General features: G+C 72.6%; 18 protein-coding genes. 8 read left to right on the top strand and 10 right to left on the bottom strand.

Going from position 1 to position 18,882, the window contains the following annotated elements; genetic code table 11:
* Window positions 1–50 precede the first annotated feature (50 nt).
* Window positions 51–287 carry a DUF397 domain-containing protein gene (locus tag FGW37_RS03455; protein WP_179079698.1) on the top strand — a complete coding sequence of 79 codons (237 nt, stop codon included), beginning with the start codon at window positions 51–53 and terminating at the stop codon, window positions 285–287.
* Between the two features lie 19 nt (window positions 288–306).
* Here the strand turns inward: FGW37_RS03455 and FGW37_RS03450 are convergent, their stop codons facing one another.
* The 4 genes from FGW37_RS03450 to FGW37_RS03440 form a co-directional block, all read right to left on the bottom strand.
* A complete protein-coding gene (locus FGW37_RS03450) occupies window positions 307–1,323 on the bottom strand; it encodes an isopenicillin N synthase family dioxygenase (RefSeq protein WP_179079697.1) in 1,017 nt (338 codons plus the stop codon).
* A 175-nt stretch (window positions 1,324–1,498) separates the two neighbouring features.
* The gene (locus FGW37_RS34075; RefSeq protein WP_353620260.1) at window positions 1,499–1,573 is read right to left on the bottom strand and encodes a putative leader peptide; all 75 of its coding nucleotides are present in this window, start codon (window positions 1,571–1,573) and stop codon (window positions 1,499–1,501) included.
* A 144-nt stretch (window positions 1,574–1,717) separates the two neighbouring features.
* A complete protein-coding gene (locus tag FGW37_RS03445) occupies window positions 1,718–2,170 on the bottom strand; it encodes a rodlin (RefSeq protein ID WP_246430247.1) in 453 nt (150 codons plus the stop codon).
* Between the two features lie 273 nt (window positions 2,171–2,443).
* Window positions 2,444–2,923, bottom strand: a complete 480-nt coding sequence (locus FGW37_RS03440; protein WP_179079696.1) for a DUF1453 family protein — start codon at window positions 2,921–2,923, stop codon at window positions 2,444–2,446.
* 81 nt (window positions 2,924–3,004) lie between these two features.
* Between FGW37_RS03440 and FGW37_RS03435 the strand changes: the two genes are divergently transcribed.
* A complete protein-coding gene (locus tag FGW37_RS03435) occupies window positions 3,005–3,622 on the top strand; it encodes a TetR/AcrR family transcriptional regulator (protein ID WP_179079695.1) in 618 nt (205 codons plus the stop codon).
* 152 nt (window positions 3,623–3,774) lie between these two features.
* Window positions 3,775–4,272 carry a hypothetical protein gene (locus FGW37_RS03430; protein WP_058041529.1) on the top strand — a complete coding sequence of 166 codons (498 nt, stop codon included), beginning with the start codon at window positions 3,775–3,777 and terminating at the stop codon, window positions 4,270–4,272.
* 108 nt (window positions 4,273–4,380) lie between these two features.
* Here the strand turns inward: FGW37_RS03430 and FGW37_RS03425 are convergent, their stop codons facing one another.
* The gene (locus FGW37_RS03425; protein ID WP_425506480.1) at window positions 4,381–6,387 is read right to left on the bottom strand and encodes an N-acetylmuramoyl-L-alanine amidase; all 2,007 of its coding nucleotides are present in this window, start codon (window positions 6,385–6,387) and stop codon (window positions 4,381–4,383) included.
* A 242-nt stretch (window positions 6,388–6,629) separates the two neighbouring features.
* Window positions 6,630–7,736 carry an aminoglycoside phosphotransferase family protein gene (locus FGW37_RS03420; protein WP_179079693.1) on the bottom strand — a complete coding sequence of 369 codons (1,107 nt, stop codon included), beginning with the start codon at window positions 7,734–7,736 and terminating at the stop codon, window positions 6,630–6,632.
* A 315-nt stretch (window positions 7,737–8,051) separates the two neighbouring features.
* Here FGW37_RS03420 and FGW37_RS03415 point away from each other — a divergent pair, with 315 nt between their 5' ends.
* Entirely contained in the window at window positions 8,052–9,563 is a 1,512-nt protein-coding gene (locus FGW37_RS03415) for a DNA-binding protein NsdB (protein ID WP_179079692.1), read from the top strand.
* Window positions 9,564–9,617: 54 nt separating this feature from the next.
* Here the strand turns inward: FGW37_RS03415 and FGW37_RS03410 are convergent, their stop codons facing one another.
* The gene (locus FGW37_RS03410) at window positions 9,618–11,087 is read right to left on the bottom strand and encodes a PP2C family protein-serine/threonine phosphatase (RefSeq protein ID WP_179079691.1); all 1,470 of its coding nucleotides are present in this window, start codon (window positions 11,085–11,087) and stop codon (window positions 9,618–9,620) included.
* Window positions 11,088–11,497: 410 nt separating this feature from the next.
* On the opposite strand from FGW37_RS03410, the gene FGW37_RS03405 reads away from it, so the two are divergent.
* On the top strand, window positions 11,498–12,922 hold the full coding sequence (locus tag FGW37_RS03405) for a HEAT repeat domain-containing protein (protein ID WP_179079690.1): 1,425 nt from the start codon (window positions 11,498–11,500) through the stop codon (window positions 12,920–12,922).
* A gap of 105 nt (window positions 12,923–13,027) precedes the next feature.
* Entirely contained in the window at window positions 13,028–13,570 is a 543-nt protein-coding gene (locus FGW37_RS03400) for a hypothetical protein (RefSeq protein ID WP_246430246.1), read from the top strand.
* A gap of 47 nt (window positions 13,571–13,617) precedes the next feature.
* On the opposite strand, the gene FGW37_RS03395 is transcribed toward FGW37_RS03400, so the two are convergent.
* Entirely contained in the window at window positions 13,618–14,076 is a 459-nt protein-coding gene (locus FGW37_RS03395) for a hypothetical protein (RefSeq protein WP_179079689.1), read from the bottom strand.
* 393 nt (window positions 14,077–14,469) lie between these two features.
* On the opposite strand from FGW37_RS03395, the gene FGW37_RS03390 reads away from it, so the two are divergent.
* Window positions 14,470–15,144 (top strand): DUF4956 domain-containing protein, encoded by a 675-nt coding sequence (locus FGW37_RS03390; RefSeq protein ID WP_179079688.1) that lies wholly within the window; start codon window positions 14,470–14,472, stop codon window positions 15,142–15,144.
* The gene (locus tag FGW37_RS03385) at window positions 15,141–16,019 is read left to right on the top strand and encodes a polyphosphate polymerase domain-containing protein (protein ID WP_246430245.1); all 879 of its coding nucleotides are present in this window, start codon (window positions 15,141–15,143) and stop codon (window positions 16,017–16,019) included. Before FGW37_RS03390 ends, FGW37_RS03385 begins: the two co-directional genes overlap by 4 nt.
* Here FGW37_RS03385 and FGW37_RS03380 read toward each other — a convergent pair.
* The gene (locus tag FGW37_RS03380) at window positions 16,013–17,149 is read right to left on the bottom strand and encodes an alpha/beta hydrolase (protein ID WP_179079687.1); all 1,137 of its coding nucleotides are present in this window, start codon (window positions 17,147–17,149) and stop codon (window positions 16,013–16,015) included. The genes FGW37_RS03385 and FGW37_RS03380 overlap by 7 nt on opposite strands.
* Window positions 17,140–18,135 carry an NAD-dependent epimerase/dehydratase family protein gene (locus tag FGW37_RS03375; protein WP_179079686.1) on the bottom strand — a complete coding sequence of 332 codons (996 nt, stop codon included), beginning with the start codon at window positions 18,133–18,135 and terminating at the stop codon, window positions 17,140–17,142. Before FGW37_RS03375 ends, FGW37_RS03380 begins: the two co-directional genes overlap by 10 nt.
* Window positions 18,136–18,882: the final 747 nt, after the last annotated feature.

The following is an 18,882-nucleotide window of genomic DNA, read 5'->3' as shown; positions in this document are numbered from 1 at the left end:
CCGCGCTCGCTAGGGTGGGCGCGGGACGACGACCGGGAGGAGCTTCAGCAGTGGCGGAGAGCACGACTGAACGACCGGCGGGCGGCATCGCGCCCGAGCTCGACCTCGGCAACGCCGCCTGGCTGTCGAGCAGCCAGGGGACCGGCGATGTCCAGATCGCCTTCGTCGAAGGCTTCATCGCCATGCGCAACGGACGCAATCCGGACGGGCCCGCGCTGGTCTTCACCCCCGGGGACTGGCGGGCGTTCGTACTCGGCGCGCGCGAGGGCGAGTTCGACCTCACCTGACGGGTGGTCAGCCCAGTGGTCAGCCCACAGGGGTGCCCTCCGTCAGCAGGGCGGCGTGGTGGCGGGCGGCCACCTGCGGGTGGGCGCGCAGCCAGCCCTTGATCTCGTTGCGGCCGTACTCCGCGAACAGCGGGTTGCGGTCGTCCTGGGTGACGCCCGGGGCCCGGTCGGCGTGCGCGAAGGGCACGGGCTCGATGCGGGCGTCCAGGCGCGGGTTGTAGAAGAACGGGACGGAGAAGCGCTCACGGCTGCCGGACGGGCTGACCACGCGGTGGTTGGTCGCCTTCAGGTAGCCGTTCGTGGCCACCTCCAGCAGCTCGCCGAGGTTGATGACGAAGGCGCCCGGAACCGGCGGCACGTCGATGAACGACCCGTCGGCCCCCTCCACTTGGAGACCGCCGACCTCGTCCTGCAGCAGCAGGGTCAGGAAGCCGTAGTCCTTGTGGGCGCCCACGCCCTGGCCTGCGCCGTCCGGGGCGCTGCCGGGGTAGCGGACCAGCTTCAGGTGCAGGTGGGGGCGGTCGGCGAAGGCCTTGTCGTAGAAGTCCTCGGGGGCGCCGATCGCGGCCAGCAGCTCGTGCAGCAGCCGCTCGGCCACCTTGCTCAGCCGGTCGATCCAGCGCAGGGCGGCGGTGCGCAGCTCGGGCAGGGCCGCGGGCCACTGGTTCGGGCCCTCCAGCCACCAGTAGCCCGGCTCGTCCGCGCCGGGCGCGCGCGCCTCCCGCTCGGCGCCTATGTCGAGCTGGTCGCGCCAGTCCCGGCTGCCGCCCGTCCGCTCGTCGCCGATGCGGGTGTAGCCGCGGAAGTGCGGGGAGTTGAGGTTGCTGACGGACAGCCGGTCGGCCTCGGGGAGCGCGAAGAACTCGCGCATGGTGCGCCACAGGTCGGCGGTCTCGGCCTCGCTGACGCCGTGACCGGTGAGGTGGAAGAAGCCCACGTCGCGGGCGGCCGAGTGCAGCTCCTCGTGGAAGCGGGCACGGGCCTCGGGACCGGCGGAGGCGGCGGAGAGGTCGAGGACGGGAAGCTTGTTGCTCATGAGGGTTGTCCACAGCGTGAGGGCCCGGATTTCCGTACGGCGGTGCGCCGGACGGCCGCGTTGCCGCCGCGGGGTACGCGGGCAGGGCGGAGCGGGACCGGGAAACGGCAGGAAAAGTAAGAAGGAAAAACAGGCCACGGCCCGTGGAAAGGGCTGGGCGGAAAGAAAGAAAAGGTCAGCCGTAGCGGCGACAGGACATGCTCGTGACGCGGAGGAGGTCCACGTGGCGGCGTTTGACGAGCATAGTCACGCGGTCATCGTATACGACCCGGACGGGGACCGGCGCCCACCGCCCTGACCTGCAGGTTCCTGCAAGGTTCCGGACAGGGGAATCCCCCTGCCCCGGGGCCCGTGCACCCGAGACAGGGGGAGATCCGTCCGACGACGGCGTGGCTCAGTGGCCGCCGAAGCCGGGGTGGCCGCCGTGCAGGCCGTGCAGGCCGGGGTGGCCGCCGCCCTTGTTGCCCGAACCGTTGCCCGAAATGATCGGGATCTCGTCGAGGATGTGCGACAGCGGGTCGTCGCCGTCGCTGATCGTCGAGTTGTCGGTGCACTGCTGCTGCTGCTGGGAAGTGAGGATCGGCACGTCCTGAATGCCGATGTTGAGCAGCGCGATGAGCGACTGGAGGCCGATCTTCCCGATGCCGATGCACGGCTTGTTCAGCGTGCCCTGGATCAGGCTCATCTGCGGGCTCTGCTTGCCGCCGGTCTTCGTGTTGCCGTAACCGGTGTGCGAAGCGTTGCCGTTGGCCACGTCCTGGTCGTTGCCGATCGCCATGGCCGGGCCGGCGATGGTGCCGACTGTGGTAACCGTCACGGCGGCCGTCGTGAGTACCTTCTTGAGCACGTCTGTGCCTTTCGATCGATTAGCTGCCTCTCACAGACAGGGAAGCGACCTGAGTAACTCGGGCTCATAACGGAAGTTTCGGGAATTCACTCATTTGCTCCAGACCGGCGATTCCGGGAAAGGGAGACCTCGTCACTGACTGGTAGCGTGCGCCCGCGGCGGCGTCTTCGGCCGTCGGTCCGCCCGGACAGCGCCCCCACAAGCTGCGTCCGGGCGGGCTTTTGACCGCGTTCCGCAGCGGGAGGCGCCTGCTGGGAGCGCCCCGCGGCGGCGTCAGCGGCGCGGGCGCTCAGGGGCGAAGGGCACCCCGCTCGCCAGGCCCCGCGCGCCGATGACCAGCGCCTCGCCAAGGAAGCTGACGCCGATGTTCAACTGCACCGGCCGGGCGCCCTCGGACACGCCCGCGTGCGTGGCGAGCAGGCCGAAGCCGCCCATGATCACCAGGGATCCCGCGAGGACCAGGAACGTCCGGCCCGTATAGCGCTGCCAGAGCGCTCCGCCCTTCTCGAAGAGCAGGACGGTGCTCCCGCGCACCGCGCCGAGCCCGCAGCCCAGGAGGGCGCCGGGGATCACCCAGGCCAGGTCCGTCCCCGTCACCTGCTGTGCCTTCGCCAGGGACACGATGCCGATGGCGGTCAGAACCACCGGCGGTACCAGCAGGTCACGCGCGTTGAGCGGCTCCCCCTTCAGTCGCTTGATCACCACGACGATCACCACCACGGCGATGATCGCCCCCAGCAGCCGGCCGTCCACCCGCCACTCCCTTCGGTTTGCTCCGCTTTTTGGCACGGTCGCGCCAAAAAGATGATAGCTCGACCGTGCTATAAAGTCGGCATGCCGAAGATCGTCGACCCCCGGGCGCGCCGCAGGGCGGTCGCCGAAGCCGTCCTCCGCGTCGTGGGACGGCGCGGCCTGGAGGCCGCCTCCCTGCGCAACGTCGCCGAAGAAGCGGGTCTCGCCATCGGATCCGTGCGCCACTACTTCAGCGACCACGACGAACTGGTGATCTTCGCGATGGGGGAGCTGACCGGCCGCATCGACCGCCGTGTGCGCGCCCGCGTCGACCGCCTCCTCGACCCTTCCGCCGCAGCCGGACGCGGCATCCACGCCGAAGAACTGCTCGCCGAGTTCCTCCCCCTCGACGAGGAGCGCCACGAAGAGGCCGTCCTCTGGATCGCCTTCGCCACCGCGGCCCGCACCCGCCCCGGACTGCTGCCCCACGCCCTGGAGTTGCAGGAAGGGATGCGCGCCCTCGTGACGCGCGTCCTGCGCGGCGGCCAGGAGACGGGCGCCCTCCCGGACGACCTGGACACCGGTGCGGAGAGCCTGCGGCTGGCGGCCCTGCTCGACGGCCTCACCTTCCAGGCCGTCCTCCAGCCCGCCACGCTCACCCCGGACGTCTTGCGGCAGCTGCTGCGCCGGCACCTGGACACCCTCAGGCGCCCCGCCTGACGGTCACGGCGCGCCCCTGCCGGGCGGCCCGCACCCGCCCCACCCGCCCCTTCGCACGCCCGCCCCGCCGCCCGTCCCGCAGGGCGCGCGGACGGCCGTGCCGTTGCTCTCCCCGGCGCCACGCAACGGCCCCGGGCACGTACGATGTGGGCATGTCCTTCCTCCGCCGCCGCAGCGCCACGCCCACCGGGCCGGACTTCGACGTCCTGGCCATGGACCCGGGGGACTGGCCGGGCGATCTCGGGGCCGGGCTGCTGCCCGCGCCCGACGGCAGCTGCCAGGGTGTCTTCCTCCGCTACGACCTCTTCGGCGGGCGCGGCCCGGCGATGATCATCGGCAATATGCCCGAGGGCTCCCCGGTGCGCGAGCTCGAGGAGGGTCAGGTGCCCTTCGAGGTCACGCAGCTCCTCCAGGCCCTCGGCAACGACGAGCCGGTGGAGGTGCTGGAGACCGAGGACATCCCGGTCATGCACGAGGACAATCTGCTGATCGTCCGGCGCATCAAGTGCTCCGAAGGCCGCATCTCCTGCACCCAGTTCGACCGCAGCGACGGCGTCCTCGTCACCATCGCCAGCTGGGACCGGCCCATCACCGACGAGCTCTACCAGCTCCTCAAGCCGCTGCCCGCCGAGATGTTCCAGACGGCCTGACGCCGCGCTCCTCCCGGAGCCCGCACCGTCCCACCGCACCCGCGCACGCACACACCGGAGCCCGGCACGGCAGACGCCGTACCGGGCTCCGTCGTCGTGTGCGCCGGGCTACCGGTTCGAGGGCCGCACCGTCACATCAGCGGCCTTCACAAAGGCCACCCGGTGCCCGAACTGGATCTCGTAGTACGCATCCTTGCCCTTGATCACCTTGTGGCCCGCGGGATCGAAGGTCTTCGCCCACAGATACTCGCTCGGCACCCGCGGCCCCACGACGTACGACTGGCCGGCGAGCAGCTTGTACGGAAGCGGCGCCAGGGCTTGCACCGGCACGCCCGGGGGATACGCCTCCTGCTCGGGATAGGCGCGCCCGTACACCGCGACCTCGTCCAGACCCTCCTTCGGGGTGGCCACCCGGCCGAAGGCGTTGACGGCGGTCGGCTGCGACCACGGGTTGCGGAACCACACCCGCCGGCCCAGATACCAGATCGCCGTCCAGGAGCCCTTGCGCTCCGCCACCGCGAACTGCTGGCCCGTCGAGGCGCGGGCACCCGTGTCGTTGACGTCGATCGTGGTCGCGCTGCCGTCCGGGCGCAGCCCGGCGTCCTTCACCAGCGGCGCCTTCTCGCTCGGCGCCGTGTGCAGCCGCACCGCACCCGAGCCGTGCGGTGCGCAGGGCTTGGCGGGGGCCGTACAGCCGGTGTACGCGGGCTGGTGGGCGTCGTAGTCGGGAAGGATGGTGACCATGCCGCCGGACGTGCCCCCCGTGGGGTGGAACGGCTTGCCCATCAGGTCGAAGTAGTGCGCCCAGTCCCAGTACGGGCCGGGGTCGGTGTGCATGCCCCTGATGGTCGACGGCGTCGTGCCGGGGACGTTGTCGTGACCGAGGATGTGCCGGCGGTCCAGGGGGATCTTCAGCCGTCCTGCCAGATGCCGCACCAGACGGGCCGAGGTGCGGTACATCTCCTCCGTATACCAGGCGTCGGGCTGGGCGAGGAAGCCCTCGTGCTCGATGCCGACCGACTTGGCGTTCACGTACCAGTTGCCCGCGTGCCAGGCGACGTCCTTGGTGCGCACGTGCTGGGCGACGTGCCCGTCCGCGGAGCGCACGGTGTAGTTCCACGAGACGTAGGCCGGGTCCTTGACCAGCTTGATCGTCGTCTCCCAGGACCCCTCGGTGTCGTGGATGACGATGAACTCGGTCTTCTGGGAGGCCGGGCGGTCCGCCAGATCGTGATTGCCGTAATTGTCGCCCTGCAGCTTCTCGTACGGCGCGGGGATCGCCTCACAGGCCACCGTCCTCGGGCACTCGGTCCCCTCGTCCGGGGCCTCCGACAGGCCCAGCCGCCGCACCTGATCCGTACGCCCGGCCAGGCGCGGAGTGCCCGGCAGGGCGACCCGCTGGCCCGCATCGGTGGTGCGACGCTCGCCCGAGCGCATCACGTCGAAGACGTCACGGGCGAAGGTCGCGGCCGTCGCCGTGTCCGACGCGCCCGGATAGCCCGCCACCGCCCCGTACCAGTCGGCGGGATCCGTGCTCAGGGGCAGCCCCAGCCGCTTCTGGGCCGCCGCGAGCAGCGCGGCACCCCCCTTGACGTTCGCGGCGGGATCCCGGCGCAGCGCCTCGCGCGACAGGCCGGACGCCTGCGCGGCCCGCTCCAGCGTGCGCAGCCGCGCGGGGACCTCACCCGCCGGCAGGGCGGGCGGCCGGACGGCCCGGGGGACCGGGCGGGCGCCGTCGCCCCGCGGGTCCTCACGGCCGTCGCTGTGGTGCGGGGCCTCGGCCAGGGCGTGGGCGGCATCGGTGAGGTGCATGGGGCCGTAGCCGCCGGTGACGCTCGGCGCACCGCCGTGGGCGTCCCAGCGCGACTGCAGGTAGGAGACCCCCAGCAGCACGCTCTGCGGGACGCGGTACTCACGGGAGGCCTCGGCGAAGGCCCGTTGCAAGGCGCCGGAGGGCGGCTGCCGGTCCGTGGCCGTGGTCGTGGCCGTCGCTTGAGACGTCAGGGGCAGCAGCAGGGCGGCCGAAGCCATGACTCCGGCCGCCCTGAACGCGGCCCGTCTTCTGCGCGGGGGTCTGAGGGGGGCGGTCCACGGTCGGGGAGCGGATCCTCGCAATGCAGCCTCCTCGGGGCGGGCCCGTGCCACGCGCGGGAACGGTCTGGGGCGCGATCGGGCGTGCGGGACCGGACGTAACCAGAGGTAGCCCCTGGCGGACGTTCCGTCAATCATGCTGTTGCGATGCATGTTGCCCACGGCTGCTGCTGCGCCTCTTGCTTCCCGGCACCTTCCCTGCGGAGCAGACGGCGACACGCCGCGCAGCGTGCGCGGCGTGTCGCGGAGGGGGCGGAGGCGGTGGGTCAGCGGGTGCCGACCGCGGCCCGGACGGCGCGCCTGGCGAGTGCGCAGTCGTCGTGCAGGCGGCGCAGCAGCAGCCGCTGCTCCTCACCCGACTCGGCCGCGCCGGGCGCCGCCGGGGCCGGCTCGTGCAGCGCTCGCTGCACGGCCGTCTCACAGGTACGGATCTCACGGGTCAGCACGAGCATGAGATTCACCAGGAAGGCGTCACGCTGCACCGTGCCGGCCTGCTGGGCGACCTGGCTGATGTGACGGCGCGCCACGGGAGCGTCGCCGAGGACCGTCCACAGCGTGGCCAGGTCGTAGCCCGGGAGATACCAGCCCGCCTGGTCCCAGTCCACCAGCACGGGGCCGGTGGGGGCCAGGAGGATGTTGGACAGCTGGGCGTCACCGTGGCAGAACTGCCCCTGGACGTGCGCCAGCCCGTGCAGCAGCTTCTGCAGATCGCCCATGTCGCGGTCGGTCAGCAGGCCCAGCTCGTGGTAGCGGGCGATGCGCTTGCCGTAGTCCAGCGGCATGTCGAACATGCCGGCCGGCGGCCGCCAGAGGTTGACCCTGCAGATCGCGCCGAGTGCGGCCCGCACATCTGCACGGGGTGGCGCCTCCGAGGGGTGCCGCTGCAGGGCCGCGGGACGCCCGGGCATGCGCTCGATCACCAGCGTGCAGTTGTCGGGGTCCGCGGCGATGAGCCGCGGCACCCGCACCGGCGGACGGTGGCGGACGAACGCACGGTATGTAGCTATTTCGTGCCGGAACCGCTCGGTCCAGGACGGTGAGTGGTCCAGTAAACACTTGGCCACTGCCGTGGTGCGGCCTGTGGAGCCGACCAGGAGGACCGAGCGCCCGCTGCGGCGCAGAACCTGGACGGGGTTGAACTCCGGGCAGATGCGGTGCACTGCGGCGATCACCGTGCGCAATTGCGTGCCCTGAGGGCCGGACAAGTCGATTCTCCCGCTGAGCGGTTGCCCCCCCAGCCCCGGGGTCCGCCGGGCCCGTCCGCCCCCGAAGGCAGCCCCCGCGGCGTGGGAGGGGTCGAGGTACGGCCCGCCACCGGCGTGGGGAGGGCGGAGCCGGGGCGGGGCGGACACGGAGGACGAGGCTGCATACATGAGCGGAACGGATCCCTTCGTGTGCCGACGAGTTGCCGCGCTCCCCCGGTCCCCGGGCCGGCGTGCACCCTGGGGAATGCACGTGGTCCGCGGCCGGCGCCCCCGGACGGTCCCTCTCGGGCGTCCGCGGGCGGTACCGGCCGCTTCCCTTCCCATTGCTGGGACGGCTGACGGCGGCCGGGGTGGCGCGTTCCTACATCACACCCGCCCGCGGGTGGCACACCATGTGGCGGACCCTGGCGAACCCTGGCGAATACTCGCCTGGCCCATGACGGCCCGCTACCTTCAAGTCAGCCGAGAACCTGGGGGCTTGACGTGACGAGGGAACCCAACACCCGCCTCGCGGATCTGTTCGGCCTGGCCGGATGGTCCAAGGGCGAACTGGCGAGGCTCGTGAACCGGCAGGCGGCCGTCATGGGCCACCCGCAGCTGGCGACCGACACCTCGCGGGTGCGGCGCTGGATCGACATGGGGGAGTCCCCGCGCGATCCCGTGCCCAAGGTGCTGGCAGCCCTCTTCACCGAGCGACTCGGCCGTGTCGTGACCATCGAGGACCTCGGGTTCGGTCGGCGAGGGCGCGCGGGTAGGGGGCAGTCCTCGGACGGCCTTCCCTGGCCGCCCGAGCGGACCGCCGCGGTCCTCACCGAATTCACGGGAATGGACCTCATGCTCAACCGACGCGGCTTGGTGGGCGCGGGCGCCGCGCTCGCCGCAGGCTCAGCACTCAGCAGCGCCATGCACGACTGGCTGCACTCCGATCCGGTCCTCGCCTCCGACTCCCCCCGTTTCGACGATCCGCTGCGCAGGGACGCCGTCCATGCCGAAACCGCCGGGCTCGATCGCTACGAGGCCGCGCCGGTGGGCTCCACGGAGATCGACGCCCTGGAGCGCTCGGTCGAGGTGTTCCGCGCGTGGGACTCGGCCCGCGGCGGCGGGCTGCAGCGCAAGGCGGTCGTCGGCCAGCTCAACGAGGTGGGGGGCATGCTCTCCTACCACCACCCCGAGCACCTGCAGCGCAGGCTCTGGGGGGTCGCCGCGAACCTCGCGGTGCTCGCCGGCTGGATGTCCCACGACGTGGGCCTCGAGCCCACCGCGCAGAAGTACTTCGTCATCGCCGCCCATGCCGCCCGCGAGGGCGGCGACCGCCCCCGTGCGGGCGAGGCGATCTCCCGCGCGGCCCGCCAGATGGTGCACCTCGGACGGCCCGAGGACGCCCTCGATCTGATGAAGCTCGCCAACTCCGGCTCCGGGGGCGAGACCCTCCCGCGCACCCGCGCCATGCTCAACACCATCGAGGCCTGGGCGCAGGCGTCGATGGGCCGCGGCCAGGCCATGCGAAGGACGCTCGGCGAGGCGGAGGAGCTGTTCGTCTCGGACAAGGGAGACGTACCGCCCCCCAGCTGGATGCAGACCTTCGACGAGGCCGACCTCCACGGCATGCAGGCCCTGGCCTACCGCACGCTCGCCGAGCACGACCCCGCGGCCGCGGCCATCGCCCAGCAGCACGCCAAGGAGGCGCTGGCCCTGCGCAGAAGCGGCCACCAGAGGTCGATGATCTTCGACTACATCTCGATGGCGTCGTCCTGCTTCATCAGCAATGACCCCGAGCAGGCGGACACCTACGCCCGGCTGGCCCTGGTGTCCATCGGGGAGACCTCCTCGCACCGCACCTGGGACCGGCTCCGCGAGATGTACCGCCTCACGGGGAAGTACGCGGGGTACGCCCGGATCGAGGATCTCCGCCAGGAGATCAAGCAGGCACTGCCCAAGGCGCCCCCCAAGGCGCAGCCGAAGAAGGGCGGCACCGGAAAGGGGATGGCGGTGTAAGCCGCCGGGTCACGCGCCGGTCGCGGTCGTTGACGGTCTCAGTCGTTGACGGTCTCAGTCGTTGACGCGCCCGATCAGCAGGCAGGCGTCGTCCTCGCGCTCCTTGCCGCCGAACTCCTCCAGCACGGCCCGTACGCACTCCTGTGCGCACTTCGCCGTGGCGAACCGGGGGGCGAAGCCCAGCAGTCTGTCGGTGACGGTCTCGGTGATCGGCCCGGCGCTGTGGGGCGAGAGCCCATCGGTGTGCAGGAGAAGGACGTCACCCGGCTCCAGGAGCTCCTCCGCCTGTCCGTACGCGGCGTCGGAGACAGCCCCGAGCAGCATGCCCTCCGGCGGCTGCAGCGCACGGCCCTTCCCCCGGCGGAAGAGCAGGGGCGCGGGGTGGCCCGCCTGGGACCAGGTCAGGGTGCGGGTCGCGGGGTCGTAACGGCAGCAGACGGCGCTGCCCAGGGCGGGCTGCGCGGAGGCGTCGAGGAGGTGGTTGAGCCAGCCCATCAGCGGGCCGGGCTCGGCACCGGTCACGGCCATGCCGCGCAGCGCACCCAGCAGCATGGCCATGCCGGAGGTGGCGGTGGCGCCGTGCCCGGTGAGACCGCCGACGCTGAGCAGGGTCTGCCCCGCGGGCAGCCGCAGGGCATCGAACCAGTCGCCGCCGATGAGGGCGCTGCTGGCGGAGGGGAGGTAGTGAGCGGCGAGATCGAGGGTGCCGGGGGAGCCGTCGGACTGCGCGGTGCCGCTTTCGGGAAAGCGCAGGGAGCCGCGCCACGGTGGCAGCACGGCTTCCTGCAGCTCGACCGCGAGCCGGCGCTCGGCCTGGGCGAGGTGCTGCCGGCGCTGCAGCGAGTGGCACGTCTCGTCCACCGCCTCGCGGCTGCGGCGGAGCTCGCTGACATCCCGTAAGACGGCCCACATGGAGGCCGCGGAGCCGTCGGCCCCGAGGACGGGCTCGCCCATCATGTGCACCGTGCGGACCGAGCCGTCGCTGCGCACGATGCGGAACTCGCCGTCGATGGGCTTGCCGTCGATCAGACAGCCGGTGACCATCGCGGTCAGCTGCCCGCGGTCCTCCTCGGGCAGCCAGGAGGGCAGCTCGTCCAGCGTCAGCGGGCCGTCCTCGGGGCGGCGGCCGAACAGCGGGAACAGCTCGTCGGACCAGGTGGCCTCGTCGGTGAGGAGATTCCACTCGGCGCTGCCGACCCGGGCCGCGGCCGTGGCGGGCGGGGCCGCGGGCGCCGGGACGGCGGTCCGCACCGCGCCCGGGGCGTCCGCCGGGGCGGGCGCCGGCGGGCCCTCGCGCAGCCGGCCGAGGTGCTCACCGAGATCGTCGAGGTGGTGGGCGGCCAGATCGCACAGGGCGCGGTGCCAGCGCCGCCGGGCGTCGTCCGGCTCCTTTGGGCCCGCCGCCTCGCGCCGCACGGCGTCGAGCCCGCCGCGCAGCTGACGCGTCTGCAAGATGAGGGCGTCGACCGTGCCGTGCTCGGGCGGCTGAGCTGCGGAGGAGTCCGCGTGGAGGGGGGACGGCATCTCGTACTCCGATTGGGGGGCGCGGCGCGGCCGGCTCCATAGGGTCTGGGGAATGGGCCGTAACGAGGGTTGCACAGCGAGCGAGGGCCTGTAAGTGCTTTGGCAACACCCGATCCGGTGGTGTCTGAGACATATGCCTATGGCAGGGCGAAGTGGTGGTGAAGGTTCACCTTGGGGGTGACCAAGTGATTACGGGGAGTGTGGCCGGGTCTCCGTGGGGGCGGAGTGGCCGAGGACCGGGCAAACCGGACAGGACTCGGCGGAATCTCTCACTCCAGGTAGGCTGCGGGGCGCTCGACCGACCTCGAGTTCCCCCTGTTCACCACGCATAGCACCGGTGGACACCGGCAAGAATGCCGGACGACGGAAATCCCGTTGCCAGCCGACTCCCCGCACCGGATGCTGACCCCATGTTCGATCCAGACATAGCGCCCAGCGGCACCCTGCTCGGCCTCCTTCAGCGAGGCCGCGGCGACGGGACCCTGCATGCCCTCGCGGCGCCGCGGGCGGAGGCGCTCGCGGCGCTCCACCACTGCCTCCTCAGCGACCCCAGGCGCGACTGGCAGGTGGAGAACCGCTCCCTCTATTACGCGCGCCTGTGTCTGGACCTCGACGCCGGGCTCGACCGGATCGACGCTCACCTCTTCGACGCCGACGACCTCCTCGACACCGCCGAGGAGCGCACCGGCCTCGCCCTCGCCGTCCTCGGCCACCTCGCCTCGTACGGCCGGGAGGACGCCCTCCTGCTGCTGCGGCGGTACGCGATCTCCGGAGCCAACTGGGCCTGGGCCCTCGACGAGCTCGCCCTGCGCGACGACGACGCGGGCCTGCTCGCCCTGGGCGAGAGCATCCTCGCCCGCTTCCCGCGGACCCCGGAGGGCGAAAAGGCGCTCGCCGCGGCCGTGCGCGACGCCTTCGAGCCCCGCCCCTGGCGGCTGTGGGCCGACGCGGCCCAGTCGCCCGCCACCGCGGACCGGGTGCGCGCCGCGCAGGAACAGGGCTCCTTCGACCGCTGGCAGCGCCAGCTGCGCCCCACGGGCCCGCGGCCCGGCTGGAGCGTGCGCGAGGTCCTCGACTGGGCCCAGGAGGGCATCGGCCTGCACCCCGTCCAGCTGCGCCACGTCCCGGCCACCCGCTGCCTGAACGCCGTCGCGGGCCCCGAGGACCGGCTGGAGATCATCGAGGCCGCCGCCTTCGGCCCCGAGGGCGCCCGGGCCACGGCCCTGCGCTACCTCGCCGAGCACGACGACCCCCAGGCGCTCGATCTCATCGAGACCGCCGCGGCCGAGCCCGGCGAGCTCGTGGCCGACGCGGCCGTCACCGCCTTCGAGCGGATGCGCGGCACGGCCGCCCTGGAGCGCGCCCGCGCCTGGATCCACCGCACCGACGCCCTCGGCGGCGCGGCCGCCGGCATGCTCGCCTCCCGGGGCGCCCCCTACGACGCGGCCCTCGTTCTTGGCGCCTTGCGCCGCACCGTCCGGGCCGAGGGGCCCGACGCGCCGGTCCTGTGGGATCTCGTGCCGGGTGCCGGACGGCTGGGGATCACCTGCGCCGCGCCCGTCCTGCGGCACATCTACCGCGAGACGTCGTCCTCGCACCTGCGCGGGCGCACGGCGCGGGCGCTGGCCGCGACGGACCCGTCGTTCGCCAAGGGCTTCGCGGTCGAGTGCCTGTGGGACTGCGAGGAGACCACCCGCGAGCTCGCCGCGCACCACGCCGCCACGGCCGACGCCCGCGTCGTCGAGCAGCTGCGCCGGCTCGCCGCGGATCCGGCCGAGGAGGACGAGGTCCAGATCGCGGTCCGCAGCCGTTTCGGCCCGGAGTCGGCGGTCTGAGCGGCCTGCGAGCAGAATGATCACGTGAATGAGATAACTGGCGATTCGACGACCGGCGGTCCGGCATCTCGCGTTCCGGCGACCGGTGTGAAGGCAAGGCGGGCGGTGGCGGCAGTGGCCGTCCTCGTGGCCGCGCAGATGGCGGCCGGGACGGTTGCGGAGGCGGCCGCCCCGCCGTCCGCGCAGGCCGTGGCCGTGGCAAGCAAGGCAGCGGACGGCACGACGGCCCCCGTCAGGATCACGGAGGGGCAGGTCGCCGAGGCCGCTCCGGGCGGCGCGATCCTCTACCCGAGCGTCACCAGCTGCCTGACGGTGACCGTCCGGCTGCGCGACGGGGGCCTCGTGGGCGCCCACGCCAGCCTCTTCCAGGTTCCCGGCGAATACCGCTCCGACCGCATCCTGTCCGAGCTGAAGCGCTCGGTCGGCGGCCGGCCGGTGCGCGCGGTCGAGGTCAGGGGCGCCGTCGGCGCCTGGGACCCGAGCTACTTCGTCAAGGCCATCGAGGGCTACGGGGACGGGGAGGCCGTGCCCTTCCCGGAGTCACCGGACCCCGGCGGCATCGCCGAGGCCGTGGCCAAGGGCCTCGGGCAGCCCCGGGCCCTGGTGACCGTCGAGGACGTGCCCGACGGCGACCAGACCGTCCGCTGACGACAGGGTGCGGGGCGGCGCGGCCGCCCCGCACCCTCGTGCTCCGCTCAGGTGCGACGGCGCTTGAGAGCCTTGCGGATCAGGACGATCGCCAGAATGATCATGGCGATCACAAAGACGAAGACCAGGATCATCACGATGATCATGAAGATGCCGAGCTTCTTGAAGAAGCCCTTCTTCTTCTTTTTCTCCTTCTTCGGCTTCTTCGCCGCCGTGGTCACGTGGCCCTTGGAGGACCGGTGCCCGTGCGAGGCCTGCAGCGCGGACGCGGCGCCCGTGCGCTCGGCTCCCGCAGCGGCCCCGGTCTCGGCCTGACGCTCCACCGTGGCGACGGCGGCGGCCGGGCGGGCCTGCTCCGTCGCCTGGGCGGAGGCGGGGGAGACCAGCAGAGAGGCGCCCAGTGCGAGCGCCGCGACGACGGACGCCCGGCGGGCCCGCCGCCACCGCCGTACGGCGGGCGCCGCCGGGCCCGCCTGCTGCTCGTCGTCCATCAGCTCAGCGTTCATTGACGCCCCCATCGGTGTTTCCGGGTGTTCTTGACGTACGGGTGCACTCCGGCCGGGACGGGCCGCAGGGCCCGTCCGCCGGAATGCGGCCCCTATTATCTGCACACCGACAAGCCGCCCAGCAGGGCGCACGGAAGCTCTGGAACCAAACCGGAACGATCGACTCCTGAGGCGTAGTCGCTATCCCGCGGTATGGGCGGATTGGAGTGCGGAACCCCTTCCCCGCGCATCCGTGACCTCCGGGGCAAGGGTGCCGAACGCGACAGGCGTGGCAGAAATCCGGACACTTGCCGTCCGGTTCCATCAAAGACGCGCATCGTTCACTCAGAAGTAGCGAAAGTTCACCCAGCGTTCTCTATGTTCCGGGTACTTCCTACGCACAGAGAGTGAGCGATGGACTCCCTACGACACCTCGCCGCCCACCTGGGGCTCGACCTCGTGGCCGTGTGCCTGCTGACGTTCGCGATCTACTACCCCCGGCACCGGCGGCGCGACCTCGTACCGGCCTACCTGGCTTTGAACGTCGCCCTGTTCACCGTCGTCGCCGCCCTCGCGGAGCTGGGCGGCAGCGGCGGCATGGCCCTCGGGTTCGGGATGTTCGGCGTGCTGTCGATCATCCGGCTGCGGTCGGACTCCGTGCAGCACGAGGAAGTGGCGTACTACTTCACCACCCTGGTCCTGGGGCTCATCACGGGGCTGCCGCACCTCGCGTTCTGGCTCGCGGCCGCGCTCAGCGCGGTCCTGCTCCTCGTCGTCTACGCCGCGGACCACCCCCGTCTCCTGGCCCGCTCCCGCCGCACCGTCGTCACCCTCGACACCGTGCACGCCGACCCCGCCGCCCTCCGCGCCGATCTCGCCCGGCGCCTCGGCGACCCGATGCACTGGACGGTCATGGAGGTCGACTACGTGCGCGACTTGACGGTCGTGGACGTCCGCTACCGGGAGCCCGAGCCGGGAAGCCGCCGGGGGAGCGCCACCCCGGCCGGAGCCGAACCCCGGACGGGGACCCGAACCGACGCCCGGGCCGAGGCCGGAGCCGAGACCGCCCCCGCGTGGGGGTCCATGTGACCGCCGCCGTCCGGCAGGGCGCCCCCGCCCCCGCAGGAGCGCCCGCGCAAGTCCCCACGGCGCCGCCCGCCGCCGCGGCGGCGGTCCGGGCCATCCAGGACGCGGCGCACGCCACCGCGCCCATCCCCCTCGCCGAAGTCAACGCGCGCGCCGAGCTGATGACGCGCTTCGACCGGAGCTACCTCGTACCGGCGGAGACCTTCCTCTCTATAGCGGCCCGGCTGACCGACCCCCGCAGACCCGGCGGCCCCTTCCGCGCCCTCACCATCGACGGGCGCCGCGCCTTCCGCTACCACTCCGTCTACTACGACACCCCGGGCCTGCGCTCCTTCCACGACCACCGGCAGGGCCGCAGGCTGCGGTTCAAGGTGCGGGAGCGGGTCTACCAGGACACGGGGGAGCGCCAGTTCGAGGTCAAGCTGAAGGGGCGCCGGGGCGACACCGTCAAGCACCGGCGGCCGCTGGCCGGCACGGACACCCCGCTCGACGCGGGCTGCCGCGCCTTCCTCGCCGACACCCTGCAGCGCTTCTACGGCATCGACTCGCCCGCGACTCTGCAGCCCTCACTCAGCACGGACTACCTGCGCGCGACGTTCGTGGCCGACGGGGAACGCATCACGTGCGACGCGGGTCTCGTCTGCGACGACCTGCGCGCCGGGCACCGGGTGCGGTGCGATGCGGACCTCGTCCTCGTCGAGACCAAGACCGCGGGGCACCTCACGGACGCCGACCGGCTCCTGCACGCGTGCGGGGTGCGGCCGGCGGTCTTCACGAAGTACTGCGGGGCGCTGGCCGCCCTCAGCCCGGCCCTCCCCGGCAACCGCTGGCGGCGGGCGGCGCGTTGCGCGTTCGGGGGAGAGGGAGGGTGTTACTGACCGGCCTTACGGGGGGCCGTCAGCTCCTTGAGCTCCTTGTCCAGCCACCTGAGCACCACCGGGTACTCCTCGCGCCACGTCTGGAAGTTGTGGCCGCCCTCGTCCCGCACGAGCTTGTCGACGCTCAGCGGCGGCCGGGCCTTCTGCGCGAATTTCAGGCTCGGCCCGTAGTTGTCCTCGTTCTTGCTGGTGCCCACGAGCAGGGACACCGGCGGCGGGGGCATGTGCTCCAGGCGCCACGTCAGGTCGTTCTCGTTCCTGTACGCCTTGCTGCCGGCGTAGAGGTCGCCCGTCTTGCCGTCCTGGCGCGCGAAGTAGTCGGCGGACAGGCCCGCTGCGGCGCCGTAGCGCGCAGGGTTGGTCATCGCGAGCTTCAGCGCGCAGTAGCCGCCGGTGGAGTTGCCGACGGCGCCCCAGCCGCCGGGGGTGTCGGAGGCGCGGTACACGTCGGACACGGCCAGCGGCACGTCCTCGTTGAAGAAGGTGAGCGCCTGCGGTCCACCCGGCACGTCCGTGCAGTTGGTGTCGCGGTCGGCGACCACCGAGGGCCGGACCAGCAGGTAGATCGTCGGTCTGATCTCCTTCTTCATGATGGCGGCGGAGGCGGCCTGCGGGACCTTGAGCTGGGTGATGAGGTTCTTGGAGACCCCCGGCTGGCCGGTGATCACCACCACCACGGGGAACTTCTCCTTCTCGTGCTCCTTCTGGAAGTACTCGGGCGGCAGGTAGGCGTACCCGTCCATGCTCAGCCCGCTGACCGGGCCGCGGATGCGGACGCGGTCCACCTGCCCCGCCTTCTCGCGGGTGCCCTTGAGCCCGATGGACTCCTGCCCCTCCACGGTGAGGGCGGGCGGCCGCCTGCCGTCCTTCGTGCCCTGCTGAAGGGCCTGCTTGCTCGACGCGCGGCCCAGCAGCTCGTTCCAGGTCGAGTAGAAGCCGAACTCGTTGTTCGCGGCGACGAGCAGCACCGCCAGGATGCTGACCTGCGTCACGGCGAGCAGGACGAGGCGGCCAGCCACCGCCAGGGGCCCCTTCCGCGCGGCCCGCGGCCACAGCCACAGCACGAGCGCGCTCACCGCGACGGCGATGAGCACGAGGACGAGCAGGAACGTCCGGGACGTCAGACCCACGGCAGCCGCTCCAGCAGGGCCGCCTCCCGCTCCGGGGCGAGCCCCAGCGGCGGCCGGTCCGGGCGCTGCGGGGCCCGGCCGCCGAGCTCCTGCAGCCATGCCCACGTGGCCGCCACGGTCTCGGCCGCGGGCCTGCAGCGCAGCCCCGCCGCAAGGGCCTTGGAGGCGTCCCCACGGTGGAGTACGTCGTACAGCTCGCCCGGTGGCACCCACACCGGCAGATCGGTCCAGGGCTCGATGCCGGCGGCCAGGATCTCCTCGGGCCCGGTCCAGCGCAGGAGCGCACCGGAGCCCGTCGCGCGGACGCAGGCCTCCAGCAGCTCGCCCATGGTGGCGTGCCCCGGCGGGCTCACGAGGTTGTACGGGCCGCCGAGCCCGGCCGCGAGGGCGTCGAGGGTCCAGGTGGCGAGGTCGTGCACGTCGATGTACTGCACTCCCAGGTCGCGCGGGCCGGGGGCCAGCACCGTCCCGCCGCGGGCGATCCGCCCCAGCCACCACGGCAGCCGGCCCACGTTCTCGCCGGGGCCGAGGATGAGCCCGGCCCGTACCAGCAGCGCCCGGTCGCCGAAGGAGCCGAGGGCCGCCAGCTCCCCGCCGCGCTTGGCCTCCGCGTAGCCCACTTCGCCGGCGTCCGGTGAGCCGTCCACCACGGGCCAGTTCTCGTCGTGCCCGGCGGGTGAGGGGTAGGTGTACACCGAGCCGCTGGAGACGTAGGCGTACCGCCCGGCGCGTCCGGCCAGCAGCCGCGCCGCGTCCCGCACGGCCGACGGCGCCCACGACCAGGTGTCGACGACGGCGTCCCACTCGCCGTGCCCGAGCGCCCGCAGCCCGTCCGCCTCCCGGCGGTCGCCGTGCAGGGCCGCGGCGCCCTCCGGCGGTGCGTGGCGGCCCCGGTGGAAGACCGTCACCTGCCAGCCGCGGGACAGAGCCGCCTCGGTGACGGCGCGACCCACGAACTCCGTGCCGCCCAGTATCAGTAGCCTCATGCCCCCACCCTGCCTCCTGGACCCCACCTCAGGGAAGGAGGGGAGGACGGGAAGGGGCCGGGAACCGGGAGGGCGGGGGCGCAAGGGGCGCAGGCGGGCAGCGGCCCGAAGGAGGGCAACCTTACTTAGAGGGCGAGGAGTTGCTTCCGGTTGCGTCCCGGTCCGGACGGCGCTCTCGCCCGGTGAGATCGCCTACGGCGGCGGCCGGGGGGATGTATGCGGTGATCAGGGGATAAGGAAGAAAAGTCGGACGGCCGTCATCAGGCCGATCTCGGGGCGGCCCAGCGCTCACGGTACCTCTGGGGCGCCCGGGGGCACACGTCCGGGCGCCCGTGCCGGACGGCGGTTTCGCCACAGGTCACCGGCGGGCCCGCCGTTCGGCGCGGCGGCGTGGCCCGCGCCGTGGAGCGTGATCGCAGGCCGCTCAATTCCGGCCAGGGACGCGCGAGTTCCGTCCCGCTCATGGCCAGTGAGCCAGCGAGACCTCCGGGCATGGCGCACTATATGCCTGGGCGGTCGAGAGACTGTTGAGGGACTCAAGTGCCTCTCGATGCCGTGGCAAGGGCACGCTTGTGCCCGCCGCCCGCGCTGTGCCGTGCGGTCCGGCTCCGGCCGTGCGGTCCGGTCACGGGCATCGGTGTCCGTGCCGTTGGGGGGATCGGGCAGGCGGTCGGGTGGGGAGGCGCGACCGCCGTGGGGCCGTGCCACCGGGGACCAACAGGGGATCGATTTCGATGTGCGGGCCGG

This window comes from Streptomyces rectiverticillatus (genome assembly GCF_013394065.1).
Classification (GTDB): domain Bacteria; phylum Actinomycetota; class Actinomycetes; order Streptomycetales; family Streptomycetaceae; genus Streptomyces; species Streptomyces rectiverticillatus.
Note: the sequence above shows the minus strand (reverse complement) of the source record. Positions and strands in the feature narration are given on the sequence as shown.

What these genes read in the sequence shown, in the direction of transcription:
- FGW37_RS03450 (WP_179079697.1), bottom strand. Translation starts at nt 1,323, where the DNA reads ATGAGCAACAAGCTTCCCGTCCTCGACCTCTCCGCCGCCTCCGCCGGT.
- FGW37_RS03435 (WP_179079695.1), top strand. Translation starts at nt 3,005, where the DNA reads ATGCCGAAGATCGTCGACCCCCGGGCGCGCCGCAGGGCGGTCGCCGAA.
- FGW37_RS03430 (WP_058041529.1), top strand. Translation starts at nt 3,775, where the DNA reads ATGTCCTTCCTCCGCCGCCGCAGCGCCACGCCCACCGGGCCGGACTTC.
- FGW37_RS03420 (WP_179079693.1), bottom strand. Translation starts at nt 7,736, where the DNA reads ATGTATGCAGCCTCGTCCTCCGTGTCCGCCCCGCCCCGGCTCCGCCCT.
- FGW37_RS03410 (WP_179079691.1), bottom strand. Translation starts at nt 11,087, where the DNA reads ATGCCGTCCCCCCTCCACGCGGACTCCTCCGCAGCTCAGCCGCCCGAG.
- FGW37_RS03405 (WP_179079690.1), top strand. Translation starts at nt 11,498, where the DNA reads ATGTTCGATCCAGACATAGCGCCCAGCGGCACCCTGCTCGGCCTCCTT.
- FGW37_RS03395 (WP_179079689.1), bottom strand. Translation starts at nt 14,076, where the DNA reads ATGAACGCTGAGCTGATGGACGACGAGCAGCAGGCGGGCCCGGCGGCG.
- FGW37_RS03390 (WP_179079688.1), top strand. Translation starts at nt 14,470, where the DNA reads ATGGACTCCCTACGACACCTCGCCGCCCACCTGGGGCTCGACCTCGTG.
- FGW37_RS03375 (WP_179079686.1), bottom strand. Translation starts at nt 18,135, where the DNA reads ATGAGGCTACTGATACTGGGCGGCACGGAGTTCGTGGGTCGCGCCGTC.